We start from the raw sequence: 17,017 nt of genomic DNA, 5'->3' as shown, positions 1-17,017 counted from the left end.
ATAGGGATTTCGCGCAGAGAAGCGAAAAAAAGTAGACGTTATTCGCATCATTGTGAATACAATCATTCACAACTGAGGAAAGCTGTCCACAAACTTATCCACATGCTGTGGAAAATCTGATTGTCCCAATGGAGTTATACACGTTCCAAAACAAAAACATAATAACAGATAAAAGGCACGGTATCAATGGTTTTTTCGCACTTATCCACAAACACAACCACTGGTATTGGGGACATATTCACACCCCTATATTTTGTGTACAAGCTGTAGATAACCTTGTCGAAATCTGCGAGTGTGGATAAAATGATATCCACAGGACGGGAAATAGTTTTGTGGGGATAATTTCCCTTTTGACGGCGCTGGCCGGTCTGCTTGACTTTTTAGGCAAATCTCTTTATAATGCGAAAGAATGCCTTTTGAGGACGGAGGTGTATAGGAATGAAACCAACGTTTAATCCAAATAATCGCAAACGCAAAAAGGACCACGGGTTCCGCAAGCGTATGAGCACGAAAAACGGCCGTAAGGTCTTGGCAGCCCGTCGTCGTAAAGGTAGAAAAGTGCTTTCCGCATAGGCCACAGCTACAGTGGCCTTTTTTGTATTGTGATGAGTATCAGTCGGGACATCACTTGACCGCAGGACCTGTGTCCGCAACTGGCGCCGATCGGTGCCGCTCCTTGAGAGGAACTGCCCGGAGAGAACGCGCTCGACCGGATCACCGCTGGTATGGCCGAGCGGGAGAGGGTTTTAGGGACGACCGGGAGGAGTACGGACATTGAAACGCGAGAGGGATGGGACCGGCTTTTTTCTTGGGCCTGTCTGGACGATGTATCTGCGCGGGGGATGGACGCAAAACATCTGTGCGCGCGCGGGAGGATCGGCCGGACGGGGAAAAAAGTGGGCGAAACCAGGATATACTGGTAGATGCTGCATACGTTTTCTACTATAATTATGATGTTAGGGGATGTTTACCTTGCATCGTTCGCATCGGCTCAGAAAAAATGAGCACTTCCAGGCAGTGTTTCAAAAGGGAAACTCGGCGGCAAACAAACAGTTTGTCCTGTATTGTGCCAAACAGGAGGGACAAGCCGTGTTTCGCGCCGGGATTTCCGTCAGCAAAAAAATCGGCAACGCCGTGATCCGGAACCGGGTCAAGCGGTTGATCCGCGAAGCGGTGCGCCGATTGGAAGGCGTCATCCCGCCGGACGTGGATCTGGTCATCATCGCTCGACCCGGCGTGGAAGCGATGACACTGGACGCGATTGAACAATCGCTCCTGCACGTGATGAAACGAGCCAAGGTGATCAGACATACACCCGTACATAACCAAAAAAGAGGGTGAAACGGTAATGGCGCGCTTAATGATATGGCTGATCCGCGGATACCAACTGTTTCTGTCCCCGTTGAAACCGCCTACATGCCGGTTTGCGCCCACCTGCTCGCACTACGCGATCGAGGCCATTCGCCGCTTCGGGGCGTGGAAGGGGGGCTGGTTGGCTCTGCGCCGCCTGTTGAAGTGCCACCCGTTTCATCCGGGCGGATTTGATCCTGTGCCGGATCAACGCCATTCGTAACTACGTGAACAACCGAATCAGGGAAAAGGAGGACCATCCTTTGAGAAGACGCATCCTCAGCATATCCATGCTGGCCCTGCTGGTACTGATTCTGTCGGGCTGCAACCCTCAGGCCGCTGCGCCGATCGGTCCTGACGCCACCGGCATATGGGACAAGTATTTTGTTTGGCCGCTGTCCTGGCTCATCAAAGAGAGTGCAGTGGTACTGGGGGGCAGTTACGGTTTGGGGATTTTGGTGGCCACCATCATCATCCGCCTGCTCGTGCTGCCGCTTATGGTCAAACAGATCAAGAGTTCCAAGAAAATGCAGGAGCTTCAGCCGGAACTGCAAAAAATCCGCGAGAAGTACAAAAACGATCCGCAAAAGGCCCAGCAGGAAACGCTTGTGCTGTTCCAGAAGCACAACGTAAATCCGCTGGCCGGATGTCTGCCGCTGTTGGTGCAGATGCCGATTCTGATTGCGTTTTACCACGCGATTATCCGTACGGAAGAAATCAAGAACCACACCTTCCTGTGGATGTCGCTGGGGGAAAAGGACCCGTACTACATCCTGCCGATCGTGGCGGCGATTACCACGTATCTGCAGTCCAAGATGATGGGATCGGCGGTGCAGAACAATCCGCAGATGCAGCTGATGACCATCATGATGCCGCTGATGATTCTGGCGATCGCCGTGACGTTGCCGTCCGCGCTCTCCCTGTACTGGGTGTACGGCAACCTGTTTACGATTGTGCAGACGTATTTCCTGTATCGCGATACAAACAAAGCGCCCAAAGCGCCGCGTCCTAAGGAGGGAACCTCCAAGTGAAAAAGGTGGTAGCTGCGGCAAAAACCATTGACGATGCTGTGCGTAAGGCCTTGGAAGAACTGGGCGTCACACGCGACAAGGTGAGCGTGCGCGTCCTGGAGGAGCCGAGCAGGGGATTGTTTGGGCTGTTCGGTTCGCGGGACGCCAAGGTGGAAGTGGAGGTCAATGTCGATCCGGTGGATCAGGGCCTCGCATTTCTGCAGGATGTGCTGGCCAACATGAACGTGGACGCCCGCGTGGAAACGCGTCCCGGGGAAGACGGCGTCCTGTTTGACATACAGGGGACCAACCTGGGAATCATTATCGGCCGCAGGGGACAGACCTTAGACTCTCTACAGTATCTCGTAAATGTCGTAGCAAACCGCCATGCGGACAAGCACGTCCGCATCATTCTCGATGCTGAAAACTACCGCACGCGCCGCAAGGAAACGCTGGAGCAGCTGGCCGAGCGGGTGGCCAGGAAGGCTGTCGCCACCAAGCGCTCCGTCCGGCTGGAACCGATGTCGGCTGCGGAACGGAAAGTGATTCACTCGTTTTTGCAAAAGCGAGCGGATGTAGTCACCTACAGCGAAGGGGACGAACCCAACCGCTGCATCGTGATCGCGCCTAAAGAAGCCTCCCGGTAGGCTTCTTTTTTTATGCCCGGCAAGTCGCCCGGGTGACAGACGGCATGGTAGCAGCATTGGCTTACATTTGTTCGCCGTGACTCCCTTTTCACTTTTTTTGCGTAAAACATTAGAAGACGAAGGATGATAACCGATAAGGAAAGTAGAGAACGTTTCCCGCCAGTAAGTATGGGAGTACACGCTTGTAAGCAATGCATGGGAAAAATTCCTAACGTTTAGCTAGGGGGCTTCTGCCATGGGGTTTGGAGACTTTGCAGATGTGCTTCTCAGATACAGGTATCAGGAAAATATCACGGTTGATGAACTGGCGGAACGGGCAGGCGTCAGCAGGAGCGTCCTGTCTCGGATTGAATCCGGGGAAACAAAACGGCCCAGCTTTGCCACCTGGAAAAAGATCGGGAACGCATTACATATTCCCTACGGATTGGTAATCAGTACGTATCTGGATGTAACAGAACGGGCGGAAACATTGAAATTCCTGCTCCAAGAAGCCATCGCACACAATAACAAAACCGTCATCGAAAAGGCAGCCCAAAAATTGCTGGACACCCCCAAAATGCAAACATTTCTTGCTCTCGACCACCTTTTCCAAACGGCAAATGGTACGGACGATCCTGCCATAAAACTGGTATTGTACGATGTGCTCATTGAATATACCAGAAAGAATGGGATTCCCTATTACTTGGCGAAGGGGCTTTATGAGCGGTACTTACTTGAGCGGGACGAATTCGCTCGCTTGGAAGAAACGTATCAAAGAGGAAAAGAAATGCTGCATTACCTTGAATGGCTTCAGCCGGCAGAGCGGATTGCGGCGTATTTTCGACTGGGCGTACATGCCTACGTTTTGGACCATTATTACGATTGCATTGAATTGTGCAGCAAATGCATTCGGGAAGATCACGAAGACAGCAGGCAAAAAGCCTCCGCTTTGATCGCCATCGTCAATTCATATCTTGACCTGGGTGATCTCGTACTTGCCGAGGTGTACTTGAAAGAGTACGAAAACAGCAAATTTGCGGACTTCCGCAAAAAACATCTTCGGGCTCTGCTTTACGCAAAAAAAGGACAGCACGAAGAAGCGATTGCGCTTTATCAAGAGTGCCTGCAGGAAGCAGAACGCGACGGGCGCATCAACGTTGTCACCGATCTTCTGGACGTCTGCCTGGAGACCGGCAGAAACGACTTGATGAAAGAACTTATCGCTGCTGAAGATCAGTTTTTTCCTGCCGACATCACCTCTCACCCGCAACGGATCAAACAAACAGCCAAGTATCATGTGCAAAAAGGAAAATGTCAGATCTCGATCGGACAGATTACGGAAGGATTCGATACCCTGTTGAAAAGCATCAGCTATTATCGGCAATTAGGCTCCTTCGCGAAGGTGGCCGCCTGTATCGGTCTTTTTATTGAATATCATCGCATGAATGAAAGAAATTTATCATTTGAACATATGGAAATCATTGTGAAAGAGTTGAGTCCATATCGGGGAAGCCAAGCTGTTGAAGTGTTGCAGGCTCAAGCTGCGGAACAACTGTCGGCGGAACCGCACGAACGTACAGATGAAAAGCGGTGTCCAACGTAGAACTCGTATTGGCTGATGTATTACTCTATCCCCTTGCAATAAGAATGCAGATTCTTGTTGTGAGGGTCTTTTTTTTGTTTTCTCGATTTCATGAAGGATGATGCGCCTGTGGATAGTGCGATTGGATGCCGTTTCAGTCGACCATACTGTGGATAACGTGCCGGGCAGGAAATCTCGCGTGTAGTACAGAACAGGGGAACGGCATGTCCAGATGTGGATGATTCTTCGAAAAGGGTGAGCAAAGCGTTTCGTGCTTGGATTTTTGCAGGTGGTTCTGCTATGCTAAGAAGTTAGTACTGATTCGTCAGCGGAAAGCTTGAGGTGAAACAGCGTGGAATTTGACACCATCGCAGCGGTTGCGACCCCCATGGGGGAGGGCGGGATTGCGGTGATTCGCGTCAGTGGCCCGGACGCAATCGAAGTTGTGGATAAGATATACCGGGGCAAGCGGAAGTTGTCCACTGTGGACAGCCACACGATTCATTACGGACATCTGTACGATCCACAGACCGGCGAGCGAGTGGAAGAAGTGCTGGTCTCGGTGATGCGTGCACCGCGGACGTTTACGCGGGAGGACGTGGTGGAGGTGAACTGCCACGGCGGGATCGTGTCCGTGGAACGGGTACTGGAGCTGATACTGGACAACGGTGCTCGCCTGGCGGAGCCCGGGGAGTTTACGAAGCGTGCGTTTTTGAACGGACGCATCGATTTGTCCCAGGCCGAAGCGGTGATTGACCTGATCCGCGCCAAGACGGACAAGGCAATGAAAGTAGCGCTCAACCAGGTGGAGGGGAAACTGTCCCAGCTGATTCGCAAGCTGCGGCAAAACCTGATTGAGGCCATGGCCCACATCGAGGTGACACTGGACTACCCGGAGCACGATGTGGAAGAAGTAACGCAGAACTTTTTGCGCGAAAAATGCACAGAGGTCAAACAGGAGATCGGCCGACTGCTGCAGACGGCCCGACAAGGAAAGATCCTGCGCGAGGGGCTGTCCACGGCGATTATCGGCCGGCCCAATGTCGGCAAATCGTCGCTCTTGAACAGCCTGGTGCAGGAGGAAAAGGCGATCGTCACCGACGTGGCGGGCACGACCCGGGACGTCATCGAGGAATACGTGAATGTGCGCGGCGTGCCGCTGCGCTTAATTGATACAGCCGGCATTCGCGAGACGGAGGACATCGTGGAAAAGATCGGCGTGGAAAAGTCGCGGCAACTGCTGCAGCAAGCCGATCTCGTGCTGCTGGTGCTCAATTACAACGAGTCGCTCACGCCTGACGACTACGCCATTTTTGACGCGGCCAAAGGATTCCAGGTGATCGTCATCATCAACAAGGTGGACCTGCCGCAACGCATCGACCTGGATGAAGTGAGACGGCACTTCCCCAATCGGCCGCTCATCCTGACCTCGGCCAGGGAGGAGACAGGCATTGATCAGCTTGAGCAGGCGATTGCCGATCTCTTTTTTAGCGGCCGCGTACAGCAGGACGACCTGACCTACGTGAGCAACGCCCGTCATATTCAACTGCTGCGCCAGGCGGAACAGGCCATTGACGATGCGATCAGCGGCATCGACAACCTGATGCCGATCGATATGGTGCAGATCGACATCAAAAAGGCGTGGGAATTGCTCGGCGAAGTGATCGGAGAGAGTGTGGGCGAAGATTTGATCGACCAGATATTCTCCCAGTTTTGTCTGGGCAAGTGAAAAAACAAGAGAGTGCGCCCATACTGGAGAGTAAGGAGGAAAACCATGAACGCAACCTACGAAGCGGAATCGTATGACGTCATAGTAATTGGTGCGGGTCATGCCGGCTGCGAGGCAGCGTTGGCGGCGGCGCGCATGGGATGCAGCACGCTGCTGTTGACCATTAACCTGGATGCGGTTGCCTTTATGCCGTGCAACCCGTCTGTCGGCGGGCCGGCCAAGGGGCATGTCGTACGCGAAATCGACGCCTTGGGCGGAGAGATGGGCAAAAATACAGACAAAACGCACATTCAGATGCGGATGCTGAACACGGGCAAAGGTCCGGCTGTTCACGCCCTGCGCGCGCAGGCAGACAAATTTGCCTATCAGCATCAGATGAAACACACGATTGAGCAGACTCCCAACCTGGTCCTGCGTCAGGCGATGGTGGATGAGCTGATCGTCAACAACGGCGTCTGCGAAGGGGTGATTACGCAGACGGGAGCCCGCTATTCGGCGAAAGCGGTTGTCCTGACCACCGGAACGTATCTGCGCGGGAAAATCATTCTGGGCGATCTCCAGTACGAAAGCGGTCCAAACAACATGCGGCCGTCGATCCGTCTCGCCTATCATCTGCAGGAATTGGGCTTTGAGATGGTTCGCTTCAAGACCGGGACGCCGCCGCGTGTGCACAAGAGCAGCGTCGACTTCTCCAAGATGGAGATTCAGCCCGGCGACACCGTGCCGCGCGCGTTTTCGTACGAGACCACCGAGTTTATCATGGATCAACTGCCGTGCTGGCTGACCTATACCAATGAAGAAACACACCGGATGATCAACAACAACCTGCATCGCGCGCCGATGTACTCCGGCATCATCGAGGGAACGGGGCCGCGCTATTGTCCGTCCATCGAGGACAAGGTGGTGCGTTTCAGCGACAAGCCGCGGCACCAGGTGTTCCTGGAGCCGGAGGGACGTCACACCGAAGAGATGTACGTGCAGGGGATGTCCACCAGCTTGCCGGAAGACGTGCAGTTGGCCATGCTGCGTTCCATGGCCGGCCTGGAAAATGTAAAAATGATGCGGCCGGGGTACGCCATCGAGTACGACGCGATTGTGCCGACACAGCTGTGGCCGTCGTTGGAAACCAAACTGGTGGAAGGGCTGTTCACAGCCGGTCAGATCAACGGTACGTCCGGCTATGAAGAGGCAGCCGGCCAAGGCTTGATGGCCGGGATTAACGCAGCGCGAAAAGTACAGGGAAAACCGCCGATCATTTTGGGGCGGGAACAGGCGTACATCGGGGTGTTGATCGACGACCTGGTGACCAAAGGAACCAATGAACCGTACCGGCTGCTCACTTCCCGGGCAGAATACCGGCTGCTGCTGCGACACGACAACGCTGACCTGCGCCTGACCGACATCGGTTACGAGATCGGCCTGATCAGCGAAGAGCGCTATCGCAAGTTCTGCCGCAAACGGGAACTGATCGAGAAGGAAAAGGAACGAATCATGAACACCCGCGTCCGTCCGGATATGCCGCACGTGCAGGAAGTGCTGCGCGCGGCCGGTACACCGGAATTGACGGAAGTGACCGACCTGGCCCAACTGCTCCGCCGTCCGGAAATCACCTATCAGCACATCATCCAAATGGTGCCGACTTCGGAACCAGTGCCGGAAGATGTGGCAGAGCAGGTGGAAATCCAAATCAAGTACGACGGCTACATCCGCAAGTCGCTGCAGCAGGTGGAACGGATGAAAAAGATGGAGGAACGCCGTATTCCGGACGACATTGATTACCATCAAATCTCCGGCTTGTCCAAAGAAGCGCAGGAAAAAATGAGCAAAGTCCGTCCGCTGAATATCGGGCAGGCATCCCGCATATCCGGCGTAAACCCGGCAGACATCTCCGTATTGATGATATATCTGGAGCAGTACAATCGCGTGAGAACGGCCGAGTAAGGAGACGAAGGCATGAACAAGGAGCAATTTGCCGAGGCGCTGGCAGCAAAGGGCATCGTGCTGTCCGCCCGCCAGTTGGAGCAGTTTGACGCGTACTACCGCCTGCTGGTGGAGTGGAATGAAAAAATGAACCTGACTGCGATTACCGAAGAAGGACAGGTGTACGTGAAGCATTTTTACGACTCGATTACGCCTGCCTTCTACTTTTCCTTTGATCAGGTGGAGTCTGTGGCAGACATCGGCGGAGGGGCGGGATTTCCCAGCATCCCGTTGAAAATCTGCTTTCCTCATCTCAAGATGACCATCATTGACTCGCTGAACAAACGGATGACCTTTTTGAATCACGTTGCCGCCGAACTTGGTCTGGAAGACGTATATCCGGTCCACGGCCGGGCGGAGGAGCGCGGACAGGAAGCGGCGTATCGGGAGTCGTTTGATCTCGTGGTGGCCCGCGCGGTCGCTCGTCTGAACGTGCTGGCCGAGTATTGCCTGCCGTTCGCCCGCGTCGGCGGTCATTTCATCGCGTTGAAGGGAGCCGATATCTCGCCGGAACTGAACGAGGCGAAAAAGGCAATCAAGACCCTGGGCGGCAAGACGAAAAAAGTAGAGACGTTTCAACTGGTGGAGGAAGCGGGGGAGCGTAACATCGTCATCATTGAAAAACTGGGCGCCACCCCGAAAGGTTATCCGCGCAAGCCGGGCACCCCTGCCAAAAAACCGCTGCTGTAGAAGCAGGCGGCAGCGGGGCGGCTGCGGGATCACCGACGTTATTGGAGACCAGAGGGCTATGGCACAACGCTGTGGCCCTTTTTTGGCAGAGGGGAATGATTGCAAGCTGCCCAAGCGGCAAACGCATGGTGAAGAATCAGCCGAATCGAATCTGTCTGCTGGCAGGCTTGGGAACACCGTTGGGGACACCGGAATCGCCTCCGCCTGTACTGAAAAAAACATGTTTGGCCCAGTGAGCCGCCAGTGCTTTTTTAAAGCGGACAGCCGTTCATTGATAAAAGCCGATTAGTCCGCATACTTTCAAAGAAAGCAGTCTTTTTTCGCAAGAGACGATAGCATGAACGGGAGGTTGAGAGGGAAATGGATACGCTTCATGCAACTTTTTTCCCGCCGGAACTGCCTACGATTTTGCTTCGACTGTTTTTGGCGTTTGTGACCGGAGCCATTATGGGATTGGAACGAGAGCGTTTCATCAGAGGAGCCAATCGGCAGCGGGGAGCAGGATTCCGCACGTACAGTCTCGTCTGCTTCGGTTCATGCCTGTTTGGACTTGCTTCCATCTACGGCTTTTCGAGCAGTGGTGTAAACAACGATCCAGGCCGCGTAGCCGCCCAGGTGGTTACCGGCATGGGCTTTTTGGGCGCAGGGGCGATTATCAAGTTTAATGGTACGGTTAAAGGGCTGACGACGGCGGCGGGCATGTGGGTGGCTTCGGCCATCGGTTTGATGTTCAGCGCCGGCATGTACATCACGGCAATCATTGCGGCATTTTTTGCTTATCTGACGCTTGATTTCCACCGCTTGTTCCCCCATTTGTTCAACTTCCGGAGCCGGCAGGAGCCAGGAGATGACGATTATGAATACGAACATCAGGAACAGGAAGGAAACAAGCAAGACAGTAATTGATGTTTCACGTGAAACACGTTTCCGCAGCAGGAATTAAACGGACCGTGCAGAATAATTAGGAAAGAAGAAGACTGTAAGACAGATACGCATGTGCCACGGCGTCAACGATTTGGTAAAAAATCCGCAGGAAAAGCACTCGACTGCATCACAGAGACGACGTCGACTGTTTTGCTGTTTCAGAAAAAAAGATAAACACACGTCACGATGATTTGCCTGGAGCAGTAGATATACGCTTGGCTGATGAAGCATGATCATTCTTGGAAGGACTACTCCAGCAGGTGTTCTTCCTGTTTCAACACGCAAATGCTTCAGTGATGCGCAGCCTGAAACAGCAGGATGAACCATTCACAATAGAAGGATCGACAGCTTTGAAAAGCGACGATCAGACGATCAAAAGTTTTTCTTTCGACCGTATCACCCAACCCAGCAACGTGTGAGCTCGCCAGACCGATACGGGAAGAAAATGTTCCGAAATCCAATAATGATGACGGCTGCGTCGAACGGCTCAGGCGGAAGTTTTGTCAACCAGGGAATCGTCACGTCTTGTTTAGCACAGCGGCTGATGGAACGGTTGGAAGTGGGGGATGCAAACCATGGCAGTTAAAGATTCATTTTCTCGCATTTTCGGGTTGACGGACAAAACAGACAATGAAGAAATACGACAAATACCCGTTGATGAAATCGTACCCAATCCATATCAGCCTCGGACGGTATTTGATGACGAAAAAATCGATGAACTGTGCCAAACCATCCGCACGCATGGATTGATTCAACCGATTGTCGTTCGCTTGCGAAACAACCGATACGAGTTGATCGCTGGGGAGCGGCGTTGGCGTGCGACGAAAAAGCTGGGGATGGAGCGTATTCCGGCAATTATCAAGGATTTTAACGATACCCAGACAGCTTCGATCGCCTTGATTGAAAACCTGCAGCGCGAAGGCTTGACGGCCATTGAAGAAGCCATCGCGTATCAGAAGCTGATTGACCTGCACAACCTGACGCAGGAAAGCCTGGCGCAGCGTTTGGGCAAAGGGCAGTCCACCATCGCCAACAAGCTGCGGCTGCTCCATTTGCCGCAGGAGATTCAGGATGCCCTGCTCACCCGAAAAGTGACGGAGAGACACGCGCGCGCTTTGATTCCGTTGAAGAATGCCGATTTGCAGCGCAAAGTCCTGCAGGAAATTCTGGAGCGGGAATGGAACGTCAAGCAGACGGAGACGCGGGTAAAGCAGCTCCTGGAGGCAGCAGAACAACCCAAACAGGAAAAAGAGGCAAAGCCAAAGTGGAAAGCTTTTTCCCGGGATGCGCGCATCGCTATCAACACGGTGCGTCAGTCCATTGACATGGTGCTGCAGACCGGTCTGGCAGTCGAGACGAATGAAGAGGACCACGAGGAATACTATCAATTTACTATTCGCATTCCCAAACGGATGGAAGGGAAATGAGACAATAGACCTAATAGAGGTACACACGGATTTCCAATGGGGAAAGGACACGATGATCGAATCGTTCCGTAAAGCAGGAACACGGTGGCGGACAACAGCCGCCTTTCTTTTTGGCTCTCGTCCCATTTTGATGATTTGGGAGGACGAAGAGGCACTTCGGGCCCTTGGGTGGAAAAATGTTTCAATTCTAAATTCCAGCGTACGACTCTGGATTAAATCTGGTAACATGGTTAGTAGAATGGTGTAAAAATGAGGTGGAGAAGTTGGGTAAAATCATTGCGGTAGCAAACCAGAAAGGTGGCGTAGGAAAGACGACCACGTCCGTCAACCTCAGCGCTTGTTTGGCTACGTTGGGAAAGAAAGTGCTGCTGGTGGACATTGATCCGCAGGGGAACGCAACCAGCGGGATTGGTGTGAACAAAGCGGATGTGCGCTACTGTATCTACGACGTGCTCATCAATGATGTCAGCCCCGTAGATGCCACGTTGCCCACTGACATCAATGGTCTGATGATCATCCCTGCTACCATTCAATTGGCCGGTGCGGAAATTGAGCTCGTCCCAACCATCTCGCGTGAGGTTCGGTTAAAAAAGGCACTGGAAGTCGTCAAAGACAAATACGATTACGTCATTATCGATTGTCCGCCTTCGCTCGGAATCCTGACGGTGAATTCCCTGACGGCGGCGGATTCGGTGCTGATTCCGATCCAGTGTGAGTACTATGCGCTGGAAGGATTGAGCCAACTGCTGAACACGATCCGCCTGGTTCAGAAACATTTGAACTCTCAGCTGACGATCGAAGGCGTCGTTCTGACCATGCTGGATGCGCGTACCAACCTGGGACTGCAGGTAATTGAAGAAGTGAAGAAGTACTTTCAGGAAAAGGTGTACAAGACGATTATTCCCCGCAATGTGCGCTTGAGTGAAGCGCCGTCGCACGGACAGGCGATTATCACGTATGATCCGCGCTCTCGCGGAGCGGAAGTGTATACCGACTTGGCGAAGGAAGTGGTAGGGGTATGAGCAGGGGCTTAGGGAAAGGTTTGAACGCGTTGATCACGTCCAATCTCATTGAAGAGGGTGAGAGCGTAACGGAGATCGCCGTCGGAGATATTCGTCCCAACCCGTATCAACCACGGAAAGAGTTTGAACCGACAGCGATCGAAGAACTGGCTCAGTCGATCAAGGAACACGGTATCATTCAGCCGCTGATTGTGCGAAAAAGCATCAAAGGCTATGAATTGGTGGCGGGAGAACGGCGATTGCGGGCAGCCAAATCGGTCGGATTGAAAAAAGTGCCCGCCGTGGTCAAGGCGTACTCCGACCAACAGTTGATGGAGATTGCCCTGATCGAAAACCTTCAGCGGGAAGATCTGAATCCGCTCGAAGAAGCGGAAGCGTACGAAAAGCTGATCGCTCATCATTCGTATACGCAGGAACAGTTGGCCCAAAAGATCGGCAAGAGCAGACCGCACGTGGCCAATATGCTGCGCCTGCTACAGCTGCCCAAAAAGATTCGCGAAATGGTGTCAGCGTCAGAGCTGTCGATGGGACATGCCCGTGCATTGTTGTCCGTGGAAAAGGAAACGGTACAACTCCAGCTTGCCAATGATGTCGTCAAAAAGGGATTGAGTGTGCGGCAGTTGGAGGAAATGGTGAAACAACTGAATGTTTCACGTGAAACACCGAAGAAGAAAAAGCCCAAAAAGGAACCCCAGCTCATGGAACTGGAGGAACGTTTGCGCAGCCGTCTTGGCACATCGGTGAAGATTAAAAAGGGAACCAAACGGGGGAAAATCGAGATCGACTTCTACTCGCAGGAAGACTTGCAGCGCATATTGGACATTTTGTATGTGGAGTAACCCCATAAGGAGGAAGCAATGCGGATCATTTACCTGGACAATGCTGCTTCTACCTGGCCCAAACCGCCCGGGGTAAAGGAAATGATGGCTGAGGTGCTTGATGAGTTTGCGGCCAATCCGGGCAGAGGCGGGCACGCGTTGGCGATGAAGGCGAGCAAGACCGTGTTTCGGACGCGGGTGCAATTGGCTCGGTTGTTTGGGATTCAAAACCCGAATAACCTCTTTTTTTATCTCAATGCGACCCAGGCGCTGAATCAAGCGATCAAAGGGTTTTTGAAAGAAGGGGACCATGTCGTCACATCGTCGATTGAGCACAACTCCGTGCGCCGTCCGCTGGAGTACATGCGTCGGACCAAACAGGTGGAAATAACCTATGTGGAACCGAGAGACGACCAACGGTTTCACGCGGAAGATTTTGATCGGGCGATCACGCCTAAAACGAAACTATTGGTGGTCAGCCACGCCTCCAATTTGACCGGGGTGATTCTGCCGGTCGCCGAATTGGGGGAAGTGGCGAAGCGGCACGGTGTCGTATTGCTTGTGGACGCGTCCCAATCGGCAGGGGTCTTGCCGATCGACGTGGAGCAAATGAACATCGGCATGCTGGCATTCCCCGGACACAAGGGACTTTACGGGCCCCAGGGGACCGGCGGCCTGTACGTTCACGAGTCAATAGATCTGGAGCCGCTGATCCACGGAGGGACAGGCAGTCAATCAGAAGCAATCGAACAGCCGACGACCAGGCCGGACCGCTATGAGAGCGGAACAGTCAACACGACGGGATTGGCTGGTCTGTTGGCCGGAGTGACGTTTGTCATGGAAAAAGGCGTGGAAGCCATTCGTGCACATGAGTGGGAACTGACGAAGCGGACGATATCGGGACTGCAGGAGATTCCGGGAGTGGAATGGTACGGACCGGGCATTGAAACGGAAAGAGTCGGCGTCGTTTCCTTTAACATCGCAGGCGTTGATGCTGCGGAGGCGTCTTTTATCCTGGATCAGCAGTACGGGATTGCGACGCGGGCCGGCTACCACTGCTCGCCGCTGGGACACCAGACCGCAGGAACGGAACAGCGAGGAGCCGTGCGGGTCAGCTTTGGCGTCTTTAATACGGAGGAAGACGTAGACGCGCTGCTGGAAGCGGTCCGCGAGATTGCGTCCGCGTTCAACCCGGCGTAGGCGGAAGAGGCCACGTTGCCTGCTCAGGTGATGACCGGCAGAGTCCCTGGTGAGACAGAGATTCTGACATGATTGCACCGGCAACAACCAGATGGAAATTCCGCGAACGGCATGAAACAGCAAGGAGAGAACGCTTGAGGAGGAACATAAGAAGGCGGCTGTGCCTTCGCGGCAGCGCTTTGCAGGGAAAGGCGAAAGAGGGAATAACGGCAGAGTGAAAACAGCTTTGTACATATGTGCAGAAGAGGCTGTTTCGAATGCCCTGTGTAAAAGCCCCCGGTAAAAGCACCGCGTACAGAAATGGCAAAACGGAGTTCTTCCAAAAGCTGCGATCACAGAGGAGTGGAGAACGTGTTTTTGTTGGGGACACTGGTAAATACGCTTGCCATTGCGGCGGGAGCATTGCTGGGGCGCTTGTTGTCCGGCATCCCGGAATCAATCCGGCAGACGGTGATGCAGGGGATTGCTCTTGCCGTTATCGTGCTGGGAGTGAAAATGAGCCTGGATACGAACAACATTTTGATCATGATTGTCAGCATCGTGCTGGGCTCGATCATCGGAGAACTGATGGGCATCGATAAAAACCTGAATCGCTTGGGCCAATGGCTGGAGAAAAAGATGGGGGGAAACCGACAGGGGACAATCGCTACCGGGTTTGTAACGGCAACGCTGGTGTACTGCATCGGTGCCATGGGCGTGTTGGGTTCGTTGGACAGCGGTTTGCGCAACAACCACGACATTTTGTACACGAAATCTATGCTGGATGGCTTGTCGGCGATCATCTTTTCATCGACATTGGGCATAGGCGTCATCTTCTCCGCGATTCCCGTCTTTCTCTATCAGGGAACGATTGCCCTGTTGGCCACACAAATCAACAGTCTGGTCAGCCCGGCGATGCTGGAGGCCATCCTGGCGGAGGTAACGGCGGTAGGGGGATTGATGATTATCGCGATCGGCATCAACATTTTGGAATTGCGGAAAATCAATGTCGCCAATATGCTGCCTGCACTGGTAATTGCGGCAGTGAGTGTTCCGCTTGTGGAGTGGTTGGACACCTTCTTCAAATAACGTGGACGAATTATTCCTTTGGCCGCAAATAAATGCAGAGTCAATATGTGTGTAGAAAACCGTGCGGGCAATTGCATGGCAACCATGACCACAAATAGAGGACCGTCAGGGAACGAAACATATCCCTGACGGTTTTTTTGCAACGAAACTGGATTGGTCCCCGTTTATTTTTGATTCGCTTTTTTCCATTCCTCATGGTAGTTCCATACCCGATTCCATAGATCGTCACGCTCCAGCTTGCTATAATTGACCAAATGCTCCTGAAACACATCTCCCAGCACTTCCAGCCATTGCGATTTTGTACGGAGTTCGATTTTCTCAATCCCATCGATTCCCCGCTTGTTCCATATACAGCCTCTCAATTCATTACTGCCCGTGGCGTGTCTGTGCCGAACAAGAAACAGCTTATACCAGGGTGACTCCGGCGACGTGCTGTAAAATTCGTGTTTGGGTTTGAACTCTTCCAGGTCCTCCAAGTCATCAGGAGCAAAATCTACACCGACAAACGATGCGTTCGGGTCATGAACAAGCCGCCAACCGCCTTGAACGACGCCGGAGCTCTCAACCTGGTAGCGCAGCGGCCCTTGTTCGTAAGTGCCGATCTGCAGCGGGATTGGTTCATAGGGCATATCGCCCAATCCCACATCGACGATGTATCGCTGTTCTTGTTGCTCTTCATTCGGCAGGCTGACGGTTAACCCGAGGTGAAAGGAATTGATCCGAGGTTCCTGCCCCAGAGGCTGGACGCCGGCTCTATGCCAAAAAACCCGGAAGCCAAGCGAACGAAGAAGCACACTGAATGCGCCGTTCAAGTGAAAGCAATAACCGCTGCGGTTACTCAGCATGAGCCGGACGCACTCATCCAGATCGATCGGAGCCGGTCTGCCGGCGACGATATCAATGGTTTGCCAGGAGATGGATGCCACATGCGCTCTGTGAAGCTGCGTGAGGTAAGACAAGGTTGGCGGCTGTATGTCCTCAATGCCGATTCTTTTCAAGTATGTTTTGATTTCAGCGGGGGTCATCATGATTCCATCATCACTTTCCTAGGTTGTGTGTCGTTTCCCAACTTCCTCACGAGTTCGATAAATTGTTCAACGGCTTGATCAATGCGCTGTAATATCTCCGGATCTCGAGGAGCCCCATCCCGATCAAAGAGGGGGTGACCGTCCCCGATCGAGATCCATTCCGGACTTAGAATACCGTGAAGATTCCGGATGATGCTTTGCAAATGGACAAGTGAACTCACACCGAGACGCCCGCCTGCCGAGCTTACGGTCAATACCGGCTTGCCCGCTACGTGGCTGTTATCCAAATAATCCAGCGCATTCTTCAACGAACCGGAGATGGAACCATGGTATTCGGGAGTTGCCAGGATGAGGCCGTCAGCTTGTTTGACTGATCTGATCATAAAATCTGCTTCCGGGTGAACATCTTCCGCATCGGGGGAAAAGAGCGGCAGCCGCACAACCGCCAGATCGATAAAGGAGACCTGGATGTTTCGGGCTTTCAGAATGGTTTCGATATAACGAAGCACACTTGTACTTGTCGCGTTTTGCCGGTTGCTCCCGGCGATCATGGCAATGTGCAT

The 17,017-nt window shown here is 53.1% G+C and carries 17 protein-coding genes; 15 read left to right on the top strand and 2 right to left on the bottom strand.

Annotated elements, in window-relative coordinates:
• Nucleotides 1–438: 438 nt before the first annotated feature.
• The 15 genes from rpmH to KDN35_RS16860 all read left to right on the top strand — a co-directional run bounded on the left by rpmH (nt 439) and on the right by KDN35_RS16860 (nt 15,426).
• Nucleotides 439–573, top strand: a complete 135-nt coding sequence (gene rpmH / locus KDN35_RS16930; protein ID WP_081656608.1) for a 50S ribosomal protein L34 — start codon at nt 439–441, stop codon at nt 571–573.
• 399 nt (nt 574–972) lie between these two features.
• The gene (gene rnpA, locus KDN35_RS16925; protein ID WP_171563892.1) at nt 973–1,341 is read left to right on the top strand and encodes a ribonuclease P protein component; all 369 of its coding nucleotides are present in this window, start codon (nt 973–975) and stop codon (nt 1,339–1,341) included.
• A 7-nt stretch (nt 1,342–1,348) separates the two neighbouring features.
• Nucleotides 1,349–1,573 (top strand): membrane protein insertion efficiency factor YidD, encoded by a 225-nt coding sequence (yidD, locus tag KDN35_RS16920; RefSeq protein WP_171563893.1) that lies wholly within the window; start codon nt 1,349–1,351, stop codon nt 1,571–1,573.
• Between the two features lie 40 nt (nt 1,574–1,613).
• A complete protein-coding gene (gene yidC / locus KDN35_RS16915) occupies nt 1,614–2,381 on the top strand; it encodes a membrane protein insertase YidC (RefSeq protein WP_171563894.1) in 768 nt (255 codons plus the stop codon).
• Nucleotides 2,378–3,007: an RNA-binding cell elongation regulator Jag/EloR gene (gene jag, locus KDN35_RS16910; protein ID WP_171563895.1), complete on the top strand. Its 630-nt coding sequence runs from the start codon at nt 2,378–2,380 to the stop codon at nt 3,005–3,007. The genes yidC and jag overlap by 4 nt, the downstream gene beginning before the upstream one ends.
• A 235-nt stretch (nt 3,008–3,242) precedes the next feature.
• Complete coding sequence (locus KDN35_RS16905; protein ID WP_212133341.1) at nt 3,243–4,589, top strand: helix-turn-helix domain-containing protein; 1,347 nt, start codon at nt 3,243–3,245, stop codon at nt 4,587–4,589.
• Nucleotides 4,590–4,920: 331 nt separating this feature from the next.
• Entirely contained in the window at nt 4,921–6,297 is a 1,377-nt protein-coding gene (gene mnmE / locus KDN35_RS16900) for a tRNA uridine-5-carboxymethylaminomethyl(34) synthesis GTPase MnmE (protein ID WP_171563897.1), read from the top strand.
• A gap of 45 nt (nt 6,298–6,342) precedes the next feature.
• The gene (mnmG, locus tag KDN35_RS16895) at nt 6,343–8,238 is read left to right on the top strand and encodes a tRNA uridine-5-carboxymethylaminomethyl(34) synthesis enzyme MnmG (protein ID WP_171563898.1); all 1,896 of its coding nucleotides are present in this window, start codon (nt 6,343–6,345) and stop codon (nt 8,236–8,238) included.
• Between the two features lie 12 nt (nt 8,239–8,250).
• The gene (gene rsmG / locus KDN35_RS16890) at nt 8,251–8,967 is read left to right on the top strand and encodes a 16S rRNA (guanine(527)-N(7))-methyltransferase RsmG (RefSeq protein WP_171563899.1); all 717 of its coding nucleotides are present in this window, start codon (nt 8,251–8,253) and stop codon (nt 8,965–8,967) included.
• A 360-nt stretch (nt 8,968–9,327) separates the two neighbouring features.
• The gene (locus tag KDN35_RS16885) at nt 9,328–9,873 is read left to right on the top strand and encodes an MgtC/SapB family protein (protein ID WP_230077580.1); all 546 of its coding nucleotides are present in this window, start codon (nt 9,328–9,330) and stop codon (nt 9,871–9,873) included.
• A gap of 593 nt (nt 9,874–10,466) precedes the next feature.
• A complete protein-coding gene (noc, locus tag KDN35_RS16880) occupies nt 10,467–11,318 on the top strand; it encodes a nucleoid occlusion protein (RefSeq protein ID WP_171563901.1) in 852 nt (283 codons plus the stop codon).
• A 263-nt stretch (nt 11,319–11,581) separates the two neighbouring features.
• On the top strand, nt 11,582–12,340 hold the full coding sequence (locus KDN35_RS16875) for a ParA family protein (RefSeq protein ID WP_171563902.1): 759 nt from the start codon (nt 11,582–11,584) through the stop codon (nt 12,338–12,340).
• Nucleotides 12,337–13,179 (top strand): ParB/RepB/Spo0J family partition protein, encoded by an 843-nt coding sequence (locus KDN35_RS16870; protein WP_171563903.1) that lies wholly within the window; start codon nt 12,337–12,339, stop codon nt 13,177–13,179. The genes KDN35_RS16875 and KDN35_RS16870 overlap by 4 nt, the downstream gene beginning before the upstream one ends.
• Nucleotides 13,180–13,197: 18 nt before the next feature.
• On the top strand, nt 13,198–14,358 hold the full coding sequence (locus KDN35_RS16865) for an aminotransferase class V-fold PLP-dependent enzyme (protein WP_171563904.1): 1,161 nt from the start codon (nt 13,198–13,200) through the stop codon (nt 14,356–14,358).
• A gap of 351 nt (nt 14,359–14,709) precedes the next feature.
• Nucleotides 14,710–15,426, top strand: coding sequence for a DUF554 domain-containing protein (locus tag KDN35_RS16860; RefSeq protein WP_171563905.1), 717 nt, complete (start codon nt 14,710–14,712; stop codon nt 15,424–15,426).
• 164 nt (nt 15,427–15,590) lie between these two features.
• Here the strand turns inward: KDN35_RS16860 and KDN35_RS16855 are convergent, their stop codons facing one another.
• Both KDN35_RS16855 and KDN35_RS16850 read right to left on the bottom strand, forming a co-directional pair.
• Entirely contained in the window at nt 15,591–16,454 is an 864-nt protein-coding gene (locus KDN35_RS16855) for an arylamine N-acetyltransferase family protein (protein ID WP_171563906.1), read from the bottom strand.
• Nucleotides 16,451–17,017: an NADPH-dependent FMN reductase gene (locus tag KDN35_RS16850; protein WP_171563907.1), complete on the bottom strand. Its 567-nt coding sequence runs from the start codon at nt 17,015–17,017 to the stop codon at nt 16,451–16,453. Before KDN35_RS16850 ends, KDN35_RS16855 begins: the two co-directional genes overlap by 4 nt.

It is taken from the genome of Brevibacillus sp. NL20B1, from assembly GCF_018195675.1.
In the GTDB taxonomy this organism is placed as follows: Bacteria; Bacillota; Bacilli; order Brevibacillales; family Brevibacillaceae; genus Brevibacillus; species Brevibacillus aydinogluensis.
The sequence above is the reverse complement of the archived record's forward strand: the minus strand, read 5'-3'. Positions and strand labels throughout refer to the sequence as shown.